The 17753-nt window shown below is 46.6% G+C and carries 12 protein-coding genes; 7 read left to right on the top strand and 5 right to left on the bottom strand.

The window, feature by feature from the left end; all coding sequences use genetic code 11:
- Nucleotides 1-231: 231 nt before the first annotated feature.
- The 4 genes from NSQ50_RS01860 to NSQ50_RS01845 all read left to right on the top strand — a co-directional run bounded on the left by NSQ50_RS01860 (nt 232) and on the right by NSQ50_RS01845 (nt 6289).
- On the top strand, nt 232-3099 hold the full coding sequence (locus tag NSQ50_RS01860; protein ID WP_076224882.1) for a 2-oxoglutarate dehydrogenase E1 component: 2868 nt from the start codon (nt 232-234) through the stop codon (nt 3097-3099).
- A gap of 52 nt (nt 3100-3151) precedes the next feature.
- Nucleotides 3152-4438 carry a 2-oxoglutarate dehydrogenase complex dihydrolipoyllysine-residue succinyltransferase gene (gene odhB / locus NSQ50_RS01855; protein ID WP_076224879.1) on the top strand — a complete coding sequence of 429 codons (1287 nt, stop codon included), beginning with the start codon at nt 3152-3154 and terminating at the stop codon, nt 4436-4438.
- A gap of 525 nt (nt 4439-4963) precedes the next feature.
- Nucleotides 4964-5248: a helix-turn-helix domain-containing protein gene (locus tag NSQ50_RS01850; RefSeq protein WP_081383738.1), complete on the top strand. Its 285-nt coding sequence runs from the start codon at nt 4964-4966 to the stop codon at nt 5246-5248.
- Nucleotides 5249-5497: 249 nt separating this feature from the next.
- Nucleotides 5498-6289, top strand: coding sequence for a hypothetical protein (locus NSQ50_RS01845; RefSeq protein WP_340949256.1), 792 nt, complete (start codon nt 5498-5500; stop codon nt 6287-6289).
- A 348-nt stretch (nt 6290-6637) separates the two neighbouring features.
- Here the strand turns inward: NSQ50_RS01845 and NSQ50_RS01840 are convergent, their stop codons facing one another.
- The 3 genes from NSQ50_RS01840 to NSQ50_RS01830 all read right to left on the bottom strand — a co-directional run bounded on the left by NSQ50_RS01840 (nt 6638) and on the right by NSQ50_RS01830 (nt 10350).
- Complete coding sequence (locus NSQ50_RS01840) at nt 6638-7882, bottom strand: L-lactate MFS transporter (RefSeq protein WP_036687460.1); 1245 nt, start codon at nt 7880-7882, stop codon at nt 6638-6640.
- A 138-nt stretch (nt 7883-8020) separates the two neighbouring features.
- The gene (locus NSQ50_RS01835; RefSeq protein ID WP_036687441.1) at nt 8021-8749 is read right to left on the bottom strand and encodes a LytR/AlgR family response regulator transcription factor; all 729 of its coding nucleotides are present in this window, start codon (nt 8747-8749) and stop codon (nt 8021-8023) included.
- Nucleotides 8746-10350, bottom strand: a complete 1605-nt coding sequence (locus tag NSQ50_RS01830; RefSeq protein WP_280513476.1) for a sensor histidine kinase — start codon at nt 10348-10350, stop codon at nt 8746-8748. Before NSQ50_RS01830 ends, NSQ50_RS01835 begins: the two co-directional genes overlap by 4 nt.
- A 261-nt stretch (nt 10351-10611) precedes the next feature.
- Between NSQ50_RS01830 and NSQ50_RS01825 the strand changes: the two genes are divergently transcribed.
- Nucleotides 10612-11127 (top strand): nucleotidyltransferase family protein, encoded by a 516-nt coding sequence (locus tag NSQ50_RS01825; protein WP_076224903.1) that lies wholly within the window; start codon nt 10612-10614, stop codon nt 11125-11127.
- A gap of 75 nt (nt 11128-11202) precedes the next feature.
- Here the strand turns inward: NSQ50_RS01825 and NSQ50_RS01820 are convergent, their stop codons facing one another.
- Nucleotides 11203-12717: a methyl-accepting chemotaxis protein gene (locus tag NSQ50_RS01820; RefSeq protein WP_076224877.1), complete on the bottom strand. Its 1515-nt coding sequence runs from the start codon at nt 12715-12717 to the stop codon at nt 11203-11205.
- A 234-nt stretch (nt 12718-12951) separates the two neighbouring features.
- Between NSQ50_RS01820 and NSQ50_RS01815 the strand changes: the two genes are divergently transcribed.
- Complete coding sequence (locus NSQ50_RS01815) at nt 12952-14046, top strand: GGDEF domain-containing protein (RefSeq protein WP_076224874.1); 1095 nt, start codon at nt 12952-12954, stop codon at nt 14044-14046.
- A gap of 118 nt (nt 14047-14164) precedes the next feature.
- Here the strand turns inward: NSQ50_RS01815 and NSQ50_RS01810 are convergent, their stop codons facing one another.
- Nucleotides 14165-17287, bottom strand: coding sequence for an EAL domain-containing protein (locus NSQ50_RS01810; RefSeq protein ID WP_051491508.1), 3123 nt, complete (start codon nt 17285-17287; stop codon nt 14165-14167).
- Between the two features lie 305 nt (nt 17288-17592).
- Here NSQ50_RS01810 and NSQ50_RS01805 point away from each other — a divergent pair, with 305 nt between their 5' ends.
- Nucleotides 17593-17736 (top strand): hypothetical protein, encoded by a 144-nt coding sequence (locus NSQ50_RS01805; protein WP_167348483.1) that lies wholly within the window; start codon nt 17593-17595, stop codon nt 17734-17736.
- Nucleotides 17737-17753: the final 17 nt, after the last annotated feature.

The raw sequence follows: 17753 nt of genomic DNA, 5'->3' as shown, positions 1-17753 counted from the left end.
GAATCATTTTAATAGGCCTTTAGAATGGGTAATGAGAAGAAACACCCTTCTTTTCATTAGAACAAGCTAACCTATACCATTTTGCGAACGTATTGGACGAAAGAATGAATTGATTACAGTGGCTGAAAGTAGCACAATAAGATGAGAAATGAAACCGCAATCATCACAGCTCCAGTAAGCGTTGACACAAAATGTCACGTATGGAGTTCATCCGTTAAGGAGGATGTATTCATGGCAGCCAAAGAGCCCTATAACGAATCCATTTGGAGTAAGTATTACGGACCCAATTTAGGCTACATTCAAGAAAGATATGAACAGTTTGTGAAAGATCCCTCCACCGTAGAAAATAATTATCGCGAGCTTTTTACAAATTCGGGACCCCCTCCCCTAACTCCGGATAGCGAACCGGCTCCTCAGCCGCGCATCTCGGGAGACACCGAATGGCTTAGAAAAGCAGTAAGAGCTTCCAAGCTAATCGCCAATATTCGTATATATGGCCATATGGCCGCTGAAATTGATCCGCTGGTACGCGATCAGAATCCCATGGCAAAATATCTTGAGCCTGAAACCTATGGGCTGACCCGCGAAGACCTGATTGCACTGCCTGCCACGCTTATATGGGAAAATGCGCCGAATGATGTGCATACCGGGTGGGATGCCGTGCAACGTATGCGTCAGGCATACACCAAGACTATCGCCTATGAATTCGGGCATGTGCATGAAGAAAAAGAACTGCAATGGCTAAATAGACAGGCAGAATCCACCAGCTCACCAGCACCCCTGAATAATACAGAACGCAAAGAGCTCCTGAACCGCCTGATTCAGGTAGAGCAATTTGAAACCTTCCTCCACAAGACTTTTGTAGGTCAGAAGCGTTTCAGTCTTGAAGGCAATGATGCTCTTGTGCCGATGTTAGACGAAATCGTACGCGCTGCTGCACATGACGGTGCAGAGCATATTTTGATGGGCATGGCGCATCGCGGTCGCCTCAACGTCCTTGCACATATTTTGGGCAAACCTTATGATATCATATTTTCAGAGTTTCATCATTCTCCGAACAAGGAGCTTTTCCCTTCCGAAGGCTCCACAGGCATTAACTATGGCTGGACAGGTGATGTGAAATACCATCTCGGTGCAGACCGTGCTGTCCGTGAAGGAGAAACCGTACGCACAAGAATAACACTAGCGAATAACCCAAGTCACTTGGAATTCGTCAATCCTGTCGTGGAAGGTTTCACTCGTGCCGCACAAGAAGACCGGAGCACTGCAGGACTGCCGAAGATTGATACCAGTAAAGCTATGGCGGTGCTGATGCATGGTGATGCTGCTTTTCCAGGTGAAGGAATTGTTGCAGAAACGCTTAATATCGGCAAACTTCAAGGTTATCAAAATGGTGGGACGATCCATATCATTGTTAATAACCGAATTGGTTTTACGACTGAAAGTGAAGATTCCCGTTCTACGCATTATGCGAGTGACATTGCCAAAGGGTATGAAATCCCGATAGTCCATGTCAACGCTGATGACCCAGAGGCCTGCGTAGCAGCCGTACGTTTAGCTAGCGCATACCGCCATCAATTCAAAAAAGATTTCGTAATTGATCTCATCGGCTACCGCCGTCATGGTCACAACGAAATGGATGATCCTGAAACCACACAACCTATTGTCTACGGCAAGGTTCGCAATCATCCGACCGTCTACAAGGTTTATGCAGAGAGACTGAAAAACGAAAAGGTTCTTACCGCCGAAGACGTACAAAAGATGAATGCTGAAGCAGAAAGCGTATTGCAGCGTGCGTACGATAATATGAAGGAAGGCAATCATAAGAAAAAAGAACCCAAAGCCTTCATTCCTCTACAAACGGACCGCGCAGCGGCAAACACTACAGCGGTATCCATCTCCAGCCTGCAGGAGATCAATCGTGAACTGTTGACGGTTCCAGCTGGATTCCAGGTTTATCCGAAGCTGGAGCGCATTTTACAACGTCGTAAAGATGCACTGAATGAGGGTGAAAAGGTCGACTGGGCACTGGCTGAAACGTTAGCCTTCGCTACCATTTTGAAAAATGGGACGCCCATCCGACTGAGCGGTCAAGATGCCCAACGCGGAACCTTCGCACATCGCCATCTGGTGCTGCACGACAGTAAAACAGGAGATTTATTCTCTCCGCTACATCAGCTAAGCGATTCCCGTGCCTCCTTTGGCGTATACAACAGTCCATTGTCAGAGGCATCAGTATTAGGCTTTGAATATGGTTATAATGTGTTTGCACCGGAAACCTTCGTAATCTGGGAAGCACAGTATGGTGATTTCGCCAATGCGGGTCAGGTTATTTTTGACCAGTTCATTGCGGCTGGACGCGCCAAATGGACACAGCGCAGCAATCTCGTCATCATGCTGCCGCATGGCTACGAAGGACAGGGACCTGAGCACTCCAGCGGTAGGCTGGAACGGTTCTTGCAGCTATCCGCTGAGGAGAACTGGACAGTCGCTAATCTGACTACCGCTTCGCAATATTTCCATCTGCTGCGGCGCCAAGCAGCGTTATGCGGGCAGGAAGATGCTAAACCGCTAGTCATTATGACGCCGAAAAGTCTCATTCGTAATACGCGCAGCACTTCTGCCGGAACCGAGCTGGCTTCAGGACAATTCAAGCCTGTATTAGCTGAATCTTTGCTTGGCCAGAAACCAAGTGAAGTTAAACGGCTCGTAGTCTGCAGCGGTAAAGTCGCTATCGACATCCAAACAGAACTGGAAGCAGCACCTGATAAGGATTGGTCATGGCTGCATGTTCTTCGCCTAGAGCAGCTTTATCCGTTCCCGGAACAGGAGCTAAGCGAACATTTAAACTCCCTCAGCTCCCTCCAGGAAATTGTCTGGGTGCAAGAAGAGCCGAAGAATATGGGCGGCTGGAGCTATAGCGAGCCTCGGTTACGGGCCATCGCACCGAAGAATGCCGGCGTAAGATATATCGGCCGTCCGGAACGTTCCAGCCCGGCCAGTGGTTATGCAGATGTTCATAGCTTCGAACAACGGAGAATTGTAACAGAAGCCCTAAAATCAAATTCGAACGTACAAGCGGCTGTACCGTCCTCTTAAGAGGACGGTATCACAATAGCGTAAACCATTATGTTTGGGGAGGAAACGGCCTGTGTCAGAAATCTTAGTACCCGATCTGGGAGAATCCATATCCGAAGGAACCATCTACAAATGGCTGGTTAAAGAAGGCGACACGGTAGGTCAAGGCGATGTGCTCGCTGAGCTGGAAACGGATAAAGTGAATCTGGAAATTAGTGCAGAGGTGGAGGGTGTCATCTCCACCATCCTGCGTCAAGCGGGCGAGAACGTAGCCGTTGGCGAAGCCATCGGCATCATTGGAGCCGCAAGCGGCAGTACGCCGCAGGCCGCTGAAAGCGAAGCCGAAGCGCCTAAAGCGGCTCCGGCAGGCGGCAACGCAGTAGCAGCCGCCGCGCCTGTAGCCGCGCCCGAAGTGCCTGCAGCAGGTGGCGACAGCCACGCTGCATTGGCATCGCCGGGCGCACGCAAGCTGGCACGGGAGCGCGGCATCGACCTCGGCGAGGTTAGCGCCCGTGATCCTATCGGCCGGATTGGTCAGGCCGATGTGTCCGGTCATGGTGCGGCAGCGCCGCAGTCCGCTGCACCGGTAGCTCCGGCGCCGCAAGGCAAGCCGGAGCCAGCGAAGCCGGCAGCGAGCAAAGCCACGCCGGACGAGGGCAAAAACGTGGAGCGCAAGCGCATGTCGCGCAGACGGCTCACGATTGCCAGCCGCTTGGTCGAAGCGCAGCAGACCGCGGCCATGCTTACCACCTTCAACGAGGTGGATATGACAGCGATCCTCGACATCCGCAAGCGCCGCAAGGATGCTTTTAAAGAGAAACATGAAGTTGGACTGGGCTTCATGTCCTTCTTCACTAAAGCCGTGATCGGTGCGCTTAAAACCTATCCACTGCTGAACGCCGAAATCGACGGTGAAGATCTGGTCGTTAAGAAATTCTACGACATCGGTATTGCTGTTGCAGCGAAAGAAGGACTTGTAGTTCCAGTAGTCCGTGATGCGGATCGGCTCAGCTTCCCGGAAATCGAGCGCCAGATTGGCGAGCTCGCTTCCAAAGCACGCGCCAATACGCTCAGCCTCTCCGAGCTGCAAGGCGGAACATTCACCATCACCAACGGTGGCGTATTCGGCTCCTTGTTATCCACACCGATTCTGAATACACCACAGGTGGGTATTCTAGGGATGCATAAGATTCAACTGCGTCCGATCGCGCTGGACGAAGAAAGAACCGTAAACCGTCCAATGATGTACATTGCCCTTTCCTATGATCACCGGATCGTAGACGGCTCTGAAGCGGTAAGCTTCCTCGTCAAAGTGAAGGAATTGCTGGAAGATCCAGAAGCACTGTTGTTAGAAGGCTAACGCTCTTCGACTTTTCGACGACATAAGAATATAAAGAAGGTATCCCTGCAGCTCTCGCTTGGGGGATACCTTCTTTTATATCTGGATCGACTTGCTGCCTTCCCTGCATACGATTTAACTGTATTTTATACACTTATTTATTTCTAATCTGCTCATATCCTCTTCTCTAATTGCATTCTCTACAACTAAAATCCGTAAAAACGTCTATTTCCACTAATCTAACCAGTAATAACTGTATCAAATACAACTAAAGGACCTATATACAGAATATTAGTGAACTTTAATTGCACATAATACAACTAACTTAGCGCATGCATCTACTAACTACTAACTACTAACTACTAACTTCAAACCTCAAACCTCAAACTTCAAACTTCAAACTTCAAACTTCAAACTTCAAAACTCTACTTCAATAGCTCCTCAGCCAGCTGTAAAAATTGCTCCTTGGTCAAAATCTTATCTCCATAGCTGGTGAATGTATAATACGCATCCTGCTTCTCGTTATACCAATTCAGATAATCATAGCTGACTTCTAAAGAGTTCTTTATCAGCTCCTATTATTTATCACACCAATTTAAGTTAATTACCGGCTCCACGCTGACAGAATATATTCAGATGACCCGGGTCCGTAATGCCCAGCAATTGCTGATTTACACCCGCCTGAAGATTTCCGAGATCGCCGGGCAATGCGGATTCAACAGTTTCTCCCAGTTCAACCGCATATTCAATAAACTTAGCGGGGTCTCCCCATCCGAGTTCCGCAAGAACCAGGTCACATCCAACACTGCTTCGACCACACTGTCCTATTGATGTACTTGCTTACCTAGTTACAAAAAATCCGCTGTGCGTCCGACAAATCTATCCACCCTCTAAATAAACATATTGAGCAGTAACGGAGGCAATGTTTAGACGCAAAAGAGAGACGAAGGGAAAGGAATGGCAAAAGTGATGGTGCAGGAACAGACGTTGGTAGAGATGCTGGTACTGGTACTGGTGCTGGTACTGGTGCTGGTACTGGTGTAGGTACTGGTACTGGTGTAGGTACTGGTACTAGTGCTAGTGCTGGTACTGGTGCTGGTGCTGGTACTAGTGCTGGTGCAGGTGCTGGTGCTGGTGCTGGTACTAGTGCTGGTGCAGGTGCTGGTACTGGTGCTGGTGCTGGTGCTGGTGCTGGTGCTGGTGCTGGTGCTGGTGCTGGTGCTGGTGCTGGTGCTGGTGCTGGTGCTGGTGCTGGTGCTGGTGCTGGTGCTGGTGCTGGTGCTGGTGCTGGTGCTGGTGCTGGTGCTGGTGCTGGTGCTGGTGCTGGTGCTGGTGCTGGTGCTGGTGCTGGTGCTGGTGCTGGTGCTGGTGCTGGTGCTGGTGCTGGTGCTGGTGCTGGTGCTGGTGCTGGTGCTGGTGCTGGTGCTGGTGCTGGTGCTGGTGCTGGTGCTGGTGCTGGTGCTGGTGCTGGTGCTGGTGCTGGTGCTGGTGCTGGTGCTGGTGCTGGTGCTGGTGCTGGTGCTGGTGCTGGTGCTGGTGCTGGTGCTGGTGCTGGTGCTGGTGCTGGTGCTGGTGCTGGTGCTGGTGCTGGTGCTGGTGCTGGTGCTGGTGCTGGTGCTGGTGCTGGTGCTGGTGCTGGTGCTGGTGCTGGTGCTGGTGCTGGTGCTGGTGCTGGTGCTGGTGCTGGTGCTGGTGCTGGTGCTGGTGCTGGTGCTGGTGCTGGTGCTGGTGCTGGTGCTGGTGCTGGTGCTGGTGCTGGTGCTGGTGCTGGTGCTGGTGCTGGTGCTGGTGCTGGTGCTGGTGCTGGTGCTGGTGCTGGTGCTGGTGCTGGTGCTGGTGCTGGTGCTGGTGCTGGTGCTGGTGCTGGTGTAAGGGTAGTCACGTTTAGCTGTATTTCGTACACCTATTTTTTCATGCATCACGCCACCATTAGATATAGCTGTATTTGGTGCAACTATTTCCTTGGTTTTTTCGCCTATAAGCAAAATTTCGAGTTTTTAGTTGTACAGAATACAGCTAAAATCCGAAGATTCACTATTTCATACGGAATAGTTGTACAGAATGCAGTTACTTCTCAGATCCCAGCAAAACTCCTTCTCCCAATTGAAGATAATCCGCCCAAAAAAGTCTCAGCTCAGCAAGCCACCGCAAATCAAAAAAACAGGCAGCAATTCTCCACTAACCGGAGAATCGCTGCCTGGCTCTAACTTCAATTACATCTTAAGCTGTACGTTCCGTTGCTTTGAGACGCAGCGCTTTTTTCTCTTTCGACTTCGCCACTGGCGGTTTCAGAGAAATCGCGATGATGCAGGCCAGCAGGCACAAGAGGCCAAAGATAACAAAGGTTGGTTTGAACCCGCCTAGGAAGACGGCGATAAACGAACCGGAAAGGGCACCAATACCAAAACCTTGGTAGACGATTCCGTAGTTCTTACTGTGATTTTTCAGTCCGAAGAAGTCGCTGACAATGGCCGGGAACACCGTGATATTCCCGCCAAAGCAGAACGCAATGGCTGCTACACAAGTGAAGAAAAGTCCGAAATTCAGGGTCGCGTAGCTGAGGGTCAGCATAGCCGCCGCAGTTACAGCAAGTGATGCGCCTACCAGCTTCAAGCGACTCATTTTGTCAGATAAAGCACCCAGAATTAAACGTCCCGCTGTATTAAAGATCGCAATCATAGCCACCGCACTAGCTGCAGTCTGTACATCAAGTCCAGCCAGCTGCACGCCGATATCTTTTACAATACCGATCAAATACAGACCACACATACAGGCGGTGAAAAAGATGATAAATAGCAGATACGCTTCTTTTGTCCGCAGCATTTCTTTGACCGTATAGTCTTTCGGTGAGCTCATTACTGCAGCTGTCGTTGAACCCGCTGGTGCTGGGGCCGCTTGAACCGGAGCTTCTCTTACGAGCAAGGAACCGATTACAATCATGCCCATAACAATCAAACCCCAATACATAAATGTATTAGACACACCCACTGAGTCAATCAACCCGCCGTTAATATATTTAAAGATCAAACTCCCTGTTCCATAAGCACCAACGGATACGCCGGAGATTAAACCTTTATTATTCGGAAACCATTTAATTAAATTAGATAATGAAGTGATATAAGCTGTCCCATCCGCAAAACCAACGATCACCCCAACCAATAAATAGAACATGAAGAGTGAATTGGCCTGCGAGCTAAGGATCAATCCTAGTCCGAGCACAATCCCAGCAGTAGCAGTCAAACGGCGAAGCCCGAAACGATCCTGCAGCTTCCCTGCGAACAAGGTCGCGAAAGCGAGTGCAAAGCTCGTTATAGAAAAAGTAATCGAAACGGAGTTAAGCTCCCAGCCAAATTTTGTTACCAGATGCGCATTAAATAAACTCCATGTATAGATGGTACCTAGACCCATTTGCATAATTACTGTACCTAATACGATTAGCCACCGTTTGGTGCTTTTGCTGTCCATTGTCGTAGTCATGGTCTTTTCCTTCTTTCTCTCTCGTTGTCTGCTACAAGAGCTTCTATCGCCTCTTTATTGTAGCTAAACCAGCCGATGTTGAGAGAAATCCGGCATGAGATGACGGAAATGAAGAATGAATTGCATTTATAAGCGCATAATCTGCCTGAATTCTTTTACCTTACTACGACTTACCGGCACTTCAAAATCTAAATCATGCAGGCGCAGCAAATACGTATTGTTGAACCACGGGATGATTTCCTTGATCTTGGACAGGTTAACAATATAGGAACGATGGCAGCGAAAAAAACGATCCTGCGGCAGCCGCTGAAAGAAATCGCTAATACTAAGTGCCATGCTGTATTCCTCACCTTTAGTCATCACACTTGTACTTTTTTCCTGCGCGGAGGCGTAATAAATATCGTCGGCATTCACTACGATAATCTTTTCATTTTTCCACAGATTGACCTTGTCACTGACCGGATTACGCTCCTCTTCCCCCTGTCGTCCACGGTTGGCAAACGCATTTTCCAGCTTGTGCAGCATGGCTTTAATGCGAACCTCGCTATACGGCTTAAGAATATAGTCAAAAGCTTCAATCTCAAACGCCTCAGCGGCATGCTCCTTATACGCAGTGATGAACACTATGTAGGGTTTTACCGAGAATCTACTGATATTCTGTGCCAACAGCACCCCATCGATAGAGGGAATATTAATATCCAGAAAAATCACATCTACCGTATCACTCTGCAAAAATTTAAGTGCGTCCAGCCCATCTTCAAACTGTGCCGTTATATCGATCCCGCTGTGCGTCTCTATTAAATAAGCCAGCTCCTGTCTTGCCAGCTCTTCATCCTCTACGATGATCGCTCTCATTGGTCCTCCTTTTTAACATCAAAAAAGATGTTCGTCCCTTTATCCAATCTCTGAATGGTAAGTCCAGTCCCATAGATCAGCTTTACCCGTTGGTGTACATTAAACAGCCCGATTTTATTCTCCGGCATATCGCCAGTATAGACTTTCTCTATCGTTTCCTCGCTGATGCCAGCTCCGGTATCGCGAATGCCCACCCGTACGGTATCCCCGTGGTCTTTTACAGAAATCGTTACTGTTCCTGTCCCTCTTACCTTCAGTATGCCATGTATAATCGCATTTTCTACAAGCGGCTGAATGATCAGACTCGGAATCCGAACCTGAACCTCATCAATATCATAAAGCACGTTAAGCCGGCTTCCAAAACGCGCCTTTTCGATCTCTACGTATTGCTGGACCTGCTGTAGCTCTCGTTTGATATCAATGAATTCATCGGTAAGCTCCAGATTGTATCTCATATAACCGGACAGATTCACAATCAGCTCACGCGCCTTATCCGGATTAATTCGAATCGAGGACGCAATCGCATTCAGTGCATTGAATAAAAAATGCGGGTTAATGCTGGTCTGCAGTGCCTTCAGCTCCGCTTTGTTCGCCATTTCCTTAATGCCTTCCACCCGCGACACTTCCATCAAGGTAGAGATCATTTGCGACAGACCCACGGCCATAGCTTGAAGTGAGTAGGTAATCTTGTGGGCTTTGGTGTAATAGATTTTGAGCGCTCCCGTCACCTCACCCTTTTCCTTTAAAGGAATAATGATCAGCGACTTGATCTGCGGATTCACGTAATCACTATCATCATTACGGATGGTAATTTCACCACTGGACAACGTTACTTTAGTTTCCTCACTGATAATATCGTTAGTTGTCTCATAATCCTCCTCACCCACACCAACATAGGCACGAATAAACCGAGTATCAGTAATCGCTACAGCGTCTGCACCGATATCCTCTTTGATGATCTGGCAGATGGTGTGCAGCGACTCCTGGTTAATATTGCGAAAATACGGCAAGGTCTTATTGGCAATATCAAGCGCCAGCTTGGACTGCTTAGCCGCAATCCGTTCCTTCTCACCTTCCACGCTCTGCACTAACACGACAATCAGGCCGACACTAATCTGGCTCATAATCATCGGAAAAGCGATCTTGGACACGATATCCACACCCAGCGACATCGGCTGAGCCATCGCTAGAATGAGCAGCATCGTCAGTGCCTCACAGGCCATTCCCGCCAAAATGCCTGCTATCCAGCGACGCTCACCAGAGGTGCGGCGATAGATTATCCCAGACACTATGCCCGCGGTGATACTCGTAATCAGACAAGGAAGAGAGGTTACCCCTCCGATATCAATCAGAAAACGGTGAACCCCTGAGATGATGCCTGTTATAAGTCCAACCCATGGCCCGAACAAAATCCCGCCAGATACGATGGCGATAATTCGTACATTCACAAGCGAACCTTCCACATTAATTCCGCTATAAGTGCCAAAAATGGCAAATAAGCTGAAGATCATCGTTGCAATAGCAAGCTCTTGCGGAGCGTAACTCCCTTTTTGAAAAACCTCTTTAAACCGCGGCAGACGAGTCAATACAAATAGACACATCAGCAATAACGCAGCTCTTTCCAACAATTGCAGTAATATAGTAAACGTATATTGCACGGTCACCGCCTCCAAAGGTCTCGATGTCGATTCATTATAAAGATAGTTCATGCCTCTGTCCATTCAGCCTGTCCCTTTATACCTCTATTGAAACTCTTGTTGTATGATATTAACAGATTGGAAGCATGAATATTAGGAGGTGGCAGTTTGCGCAAGATAGAACACGAGGCAGATATCATTCAGCTTGTACATAATGATCCCTGGATGATGGATATTTTAGAAAATGCCAGATCGCTACAGTTACCTGACTGGTGGGTTTGTGCGGGGTTTGTACGTTCAAAAATCTGGGATACCTTACATGGATTTGAAGAACGGACCCCTTTGCCAGATATTGATGTTATTTATTATGACGGCAGCAATCTTCATGAGGAAGTGGTAAAGCAATGGGAGGCAAAACTAAGAGATTTAAATCCCCATGTGCCATGGTCCGTTAAGAATGAAGCAAGAATGCATACCATTAACAACCTTGCACCCTATACGTCATCTGTAGATGCCATCTCCAAGTTTCCGGAAACAGCTACAGCGCTTGGGCTTTCCTTAGATGAATACGGTAAGGTTATCCTAACCGCTCCGCATGGGATTGCGGATGTTATTAATGTAGTGTTGCGGGCTACCCCTCATTTCAACAATAATCCAAGCTTACTCCCTATTTATGAAAAACGAATTGCACAAAAAAACTGGCAGGCAACGTGGAAGCAATTGCAGGTCAGCGCTACCTAAAGCTAAGTTGTGTTAGCATCGGAATAAAAAAAACAGCAAGCCTCTGCTACAGAAGGGCTTGCTGCTGTTGCTTTATTACACCGCTAAATCAATACCCACCACGCCTACTACATCTCCCTGACGATTCCGGATTGCTCTAGATAATGTAATACAAGAACGTTTCGTAATCGCAGATACGTAAGGTTTAGAGACATATTCACCTTCATTCATGGCCCCATTCCACCAATCACGCCGCTTAGCATTCAACAAGCCAGCCGCTGGCTCGGAGTAGATAAAGGTTCCATCCGTCCGATTAGACCAAATGGCTTGTACATCTGGAATTTTCTTAATGTAAGCGTTCAAAACACCTTGATGAACTTCAGTATCTGGAGCGTAAAGTTCTTCCTTGGCGGAAATCGTCTCCAAGAGACTCTGCATTTCCTGAAGCCGGGCTGCATATTGGCTCATCTCAATTTCCGCTCTGCCCGCAATGCTAGTAACCGATTGCTGCAAGGATTGCGACTCCGCTAACAGATTGGCGCTGACTTCGTTCAGCTGCCCAATTTGATCCCGCTGCCGTGTCACCTGCTCCAGCGTAAGGTCTACATTGGCAATCGTCTCATTCACGATCGCCACCGCACCGCTCAGCTCCGTTGTCACTTCTACAATCAGCTTGCCCTGCTTCGCGGCAGCATCGATTGTTTCCGTCACGGCGCTGCCTACTTCATCTACTCTCGACGCGATATCATCGAGTCGAAGCTTCACCGTGCCGACCTCGTTCACCCCACGCTCCACTGAGACTTGCTCTTTCGTAACGGATTCCAGCACCTGCTGTACTCCATTATTAATGTCAAGCAAGATGCCTGAGGAGCGGTCTACCGAGCTCTTGCTTTGATCAGCCAGCTGCCGAATCCGGCTGGCCACTACTGCAAATCCGCGGCCCTGTTCACCGGCCCGGGCCGCTTCAATAGAAGCATTCAGCGCGAGCAATGAGGTCTCATTCACAATGGAGTTAATCAATGTATTGATCTCCTCTACCATCGCAATATGATTACTCAGGGTAGTAAACTTAGCTAACATGTCCCCACTCTGTATTTGCAGATCCTTCATCACCACATCTGCAATGCTCAGGGAATCTACCATTGCTGTCATTCCTTGCCGAGCATATTGCATATTCGAGCCTAGTTTTTCCGTCAATTCTTCGATATGTGCTGTAACTGAGGCTACACCGCCCATCGTCCGATAGGCCCCTTCAATATTGGCTTTAGCTTCGTTGCTGCGAATCCTTAAATCCGTTTCATACGCGTGTGAATAATCTGCTGTCTGCTGCAGCTGCTCTGTATGGCGGCTGATTTCTTCAAGTGCACCATGCAGCCGATCCGAGGTAACTACAATCTCATTGCCAAGAAGCTCCACTTTGTTCTGTGACTCCTTCAGCAGCGCTTCTTTGCGATAACCGTAGCGGGATGTATTCAGCGAGAACCATCCTAGAGAACCCATAAGCAGAATAATCACCAGCTTATGAATCCAGAGCATGTCAATCAATAAGCTGTACATACTGACAAGAAGCAACAGGACGACTTCGAAAATCTGGTTTCGACGGATCTGCATCTTTACTTCCACTCCACTCGATTGATGTTATGTATTCTAACATTATATCAGCAGAGTTAATTAAAGGAAATACTTTCTATAGTATTCCTTTTCGTTCAATCATTCCCCGGGCAAGGCAACTTCCCCTTATAAAGATGCTTGTTGATCTCCCGCTTCCAAGAAAGCCATCAAGAGGAAACCTGAGCTTATTGTCGAATATATAAGCATATTGCCACTGGAAAAGAGGATCACATTATGCGCGCCACACCTCAAACTCCTCGTCAGACCTATTGGAATCGTGTGCTTCTCAATTCATTCTGGATCATCCTGATTGTGTATTTAAGTATCCAGTTCATTGTTTCTCTATCCTTATGGAGCCAGCGTCCGGAAACCCCTACCAGGTACGATTATATTGAGCACTCGTTGATTTCTGATTCCATCATAGTGAGTTTGATCATTATTCTAGAAGTAATCTACAGATGGAAGCCCCTATGGGCCCAACTCGCCATTACGGTTGCAAGCCATCTATTTGCGGTTTTGATTATCGTCAATCTCAGCGATGAGTTGCATGTTAAATCATTAATTATGCTGTTCCCGCTACTAGTCTCGATGATCTATCTGAAGAGCAGTTATATGATAGCCACTTCTGCTATTTCTCTACTGTACACGATCATTTTATTCACCAGGACACCCATTCACCAGTACTTACCGATCACCCAAACTATCATTATCGCTCTTATTTTTGCAGGCACTGCTTTGGCAGGTTTTGCAGTAATCGTTCGTGGACGTGATTTGATGCAATCCCTGCAGAACTCCGTTAAGTCAGAACAGGAATTACGCATTCAGAATATAATTATGGATCGTCTATCTAAGATAGACCCCCTGACTGATCTGTATAATCACAAGACTTTTCACGAATATTTAGGTTGGCTAATTGAGCACCAGCAGAGTAATCCATTCTCCATGCAGCTTGCCGTTATGGATATCGATAATTTCAAAAAAGTAAATGATTGCTATGGACACTCCGTTGGAGATATCGTATTACAAAAAGTCGCAGCGATTCTGCTCGAGTATATCGGTCCTGATGATTTCGCCGCGCGGTACGGTGGCGAGGAATTCATTGTCATTTTGACTACCAAAACCTTTGAGCGATCCTATGAAATCATGCAACAAATTCTAGCCAAAGTAGCCGATACCCCTTTTGCCGAAATGGAAGGTAAAAGCATAACCGTCAGTATCGGGATGCATGATTACACAGGCGCAGACTCCAAAAATTCCACTTTTCAGCAGGCTGATAATGCACTTTACGAAGCTAAAAACACCGGGAAGAATAAAATTGTCATCAGCTAGTGACAAGCTCCACAGACACTGTTTATCTGTCGGAGCTTGTTTTTTTGCAAAGCCTTAATTTCAGAAGCATTTCACACCAAAAACCCCCACCTTGTAGATGAGGGCTGTGTATCAACTGCTATATTCCGTAACGCTTCTGCGGTTCCAAAAGCTCCACCACTTCCTGCTTCGGAACAGGTCTGCTAACCAGATACCCCTGTACCTTATCGCAGCCCGATTTTCTGAGGAAATCCAGCTGGCTGATCTCTTCCACCCCCTCCGCAACGACCTCCAGCCCCATATTGTGTCCCAGCTGTATAATGGTCTGCACAAAAGACTGGCTGTAAGCTTTTTCCGAAAGCGAATCGATAAAGGTTTTATCCATTTTAAGCGTAGAAATCGGCAATTGCTGCAAATAACTAAGAGATGAGTACCCCGTTCCGAAATCATCCAGCGCAATACGAATGCCTTGGGATTTGAGGAATTGAAGCTTATTCACGATACTCTCAAACGATTCCATAAAGATAGACTCGGTGATTTCCAGTTCAAGACAACTAGGCTTTAGCCCGCTTTCAGCCAGACTTTCCTGCACCATCTCGACGAAATCATCCTGCAATAGTTGAATAATGGAAATGTTAACTGATATCTTGTAAGGAATGCCCATACGATCTTGAATGCCCTTCATAAAGATGCACGATTCCCTAAGCACCCATTCTCCAATATAAATAATCAGCCTGGAATCCTCGGCGATTTTGATAAAAGAAAGTGGAGATACAAAGCCCAGCGTTGGACTATTCCAGCGAATTAAAGCCTCAAAACCAGAGATTAATCCAGACTGGATATCCACCTGCGGTTGATAATATAGCTCAAACTCATTATTATTCATGGCACTGCGCAAATGCTTCTCTATATTCATCCGTTCATTAAACGCAGTATGCATGGATTTGTCATATACCACATAAGTCCCCTTGCCATCCTCTTTTGCCCGGTACATAGCGACATCCGCATTTTTTAAGATTTGCTCGGTGGTCTCCCCATCTTCCGGATAAAAGGAAATTCCGATGCTTACGGAAACGTACAAATAACTCTCTCCGATTAAAAAGGACTGCCTGAACGCTCTCATGATACGCTCCGCCAGGTCTAACACATCCTCGTGGTCTTCTATATCCTTAATAAAAATCACGAATTCATCCCCACCGAGCCGAGAGAGCATATCCCCTTCACGCACCAACGACTGCAGCCTTTTGCTAGCCTTCTGAATGAGAACATCACCGGATTTATGCCCTAAGGTATCATTGATGTATTTAAAATTATCGGTATCTACGAACAACAGCGCCGCCTTGCCTCCTGAACATTGCAGATATTTCTCCATAGATTCCAGTAGACATACACGGTTGGGTAAATTACTAAGCTCATCCACATAAGCTAGACGATGCATGTGTTTTTGATTCTCCACCAGCATATCGTATTGCTCTACAAGCTCCTGCTGTGTGGCTGTTAGCTGTTCATAGGTTGCCTCAAGCTCCTGATAACTGTTGCTCAGCTTTAGCTCTACCTGCTTCCGCTTACTAATATCAATCAGTGAACCGATAAATAACACAACTTCATCCTTTGGATCAACGATAGCTTTACCACTTACCTCAAACCAGACGAATTGATTATCTTTGGTCCGCATGCGGTATTCCGTCTCGTAGATAGGTGTTAAACCTGCCAGATGATCATGTCTTGCCTTTTGGGATGATGGCTGGTCATCGGGATGAATAATACTAAGCACCCCATTTTCGAATGAATTGATTTCATCCTCCGTATAGCCCATGAGCTTGTACCAGCGATCCGATAGATTATACAGTCCTGTCTCCCAATCAAGCTCCCACATGTAAGCACCAGAACCCTCTGTCGCGAGACTGAACCGTCGTTCACCTACCTGCAGCTTAGCAAATTGCTCCTGTAGCTCGACCTCTGTCGCTGACAGCTCTTCGTAAGTAGCTTCCAGTTCCTCATAACTTTGCTGAAGCCTTAGCTCATTTTGTTTGCGCTCATCGATATCCACTCCTACAAGCACAAAAATATCAGCTGCCTGCTTATCCAATCCTTTTAACAAGGTGGTCCGAAATGAAAAATACCGCGCTGCTGGCGAATTGTCCGGAAGTTTATGCTCGATATTATCAACATAGTCAAGCTGTACGGCTCTTTCCAGCAGATTCCGAATAGCCGCCGTACTGCCTGTCAGACCCTCCATATCCGCAATGTTTTTGCCCACTACTTCATTCTCGCATAGGCCCGTCATTCGCTCAGCGTAATTGTTAAACCGAACTACCTTTTTATCCGCCTGCACAGCCCAAACCACCATACCGCTATGCTCTATTACATCCTCAAAAAATTGCTGTTCCGAATAAACCGCACGCCGTAAGTGATTAATATACATTTTTAGCAAAACCGCACTAATGATTAGAAGACCAAGCAGAATAATGGCTCCCACAATAAATCTATTGCGCATCATAACTTTATAATAATCTGAATGAACGTAGAAATAGTGCTGATACAGCTCTTCAAAAGCACCGGAACGATGCAGGCGATCCAATCTCTCGTTAACATAAGTTACTAGCTCCGGAGCGGATTTACTTATTGCAAAAGCAACATCCCTAGGGTAGAGATTGCTCATTTTTTTGATAATACTCCCCTTCAATTTCTGTTCAGCAATCAGATAATCGATCACTTCCTGATTCTCAAATAGAAGGTCGATTTCCCCTTTTTCAAGAGCCTTTAAAGCTTCAGGAGTCGTTGCATACTCTATGTAATTTGTAATCCCCACCTTGCTGTTCAGCACGGTTGCAGAATACTGTCCATTCCCTAACCCAATCTTATAACTTCCCAACGTCTTTAAATCGATCTCATCCTCAAGCTCTCGCCTTGCATAGATGGAAATATAGTTTTTAATAACCGGATCTGAAAATAACACCTCTTGGTTACGCGACTCCGTAATTGCCATAAGACCTGCTATCTCAATATCTCCTTGAATCAGCCGACTGTAAACTTCATCCCATTGCCCAGTACTGTAGTGAATAAGATAATCCTGCTTCTCAAAAATCATCGTGCTCAAATTAATATCAAACCCGGTCAAATACCCATTTTCTACATATTTATACGGTGGATATTCCAGTTCTACTTGGTACCTTATATCCTCTCTTTCGGCGTGAGCGGCTGTAGGAGGTACGAGCAAAAGCAGAAAAATAATCAGAAGCAACATTGTGCACCGCTTCATTGCCCAATTCCCCTTTTTGCAAAAATTTAGAATTTAAAGCATTATTCTAAAAAGTATTCGACAAAATATGGTAAGATTCCTGCTAATTCTTTCCTAAAACCACACATTATACGCAAATCCCCATCTTTCGATGGACTCTTTTATTTGTAAATGATAAAAGTTACGAAGTCTGGATTTTTATATTGCTTTTTACATAGAAAATGTGGATAATAGCAATAACGACAAACGATGATAATGATTATCATTATTATAAGCGTTAATAATTTCAATTTACTATATTTAAGTTAAAAGGAGACTGATCACCCATGAACGTTACCTCTACCCGAACAACATTACAGGTTGACGATTATCTGGATCTGCTCAATCTTGCCGTTAAAGTTGGAGATTTGAAATGGCAAAAAGAAATTAAATCCAGACTGCAATACATTCTCTGTCTGCCGACAAGATAATGCTTCTGAATATACGC

This window comes from Paenibacillus sp. FSL R10-2788, from assembly GCF_038003885.1.
Taxonomy (GTDB): domain Bacteria; phylum Bacillota; class Bacilli; order Paenibacillales; family Paenibacillaceae; genus Paenibacillus_AQ; species Paenibacillus_AQ odorifer.
This window is presented reverse-complemented; position numbering and strand designations above follow the sequence as displayed.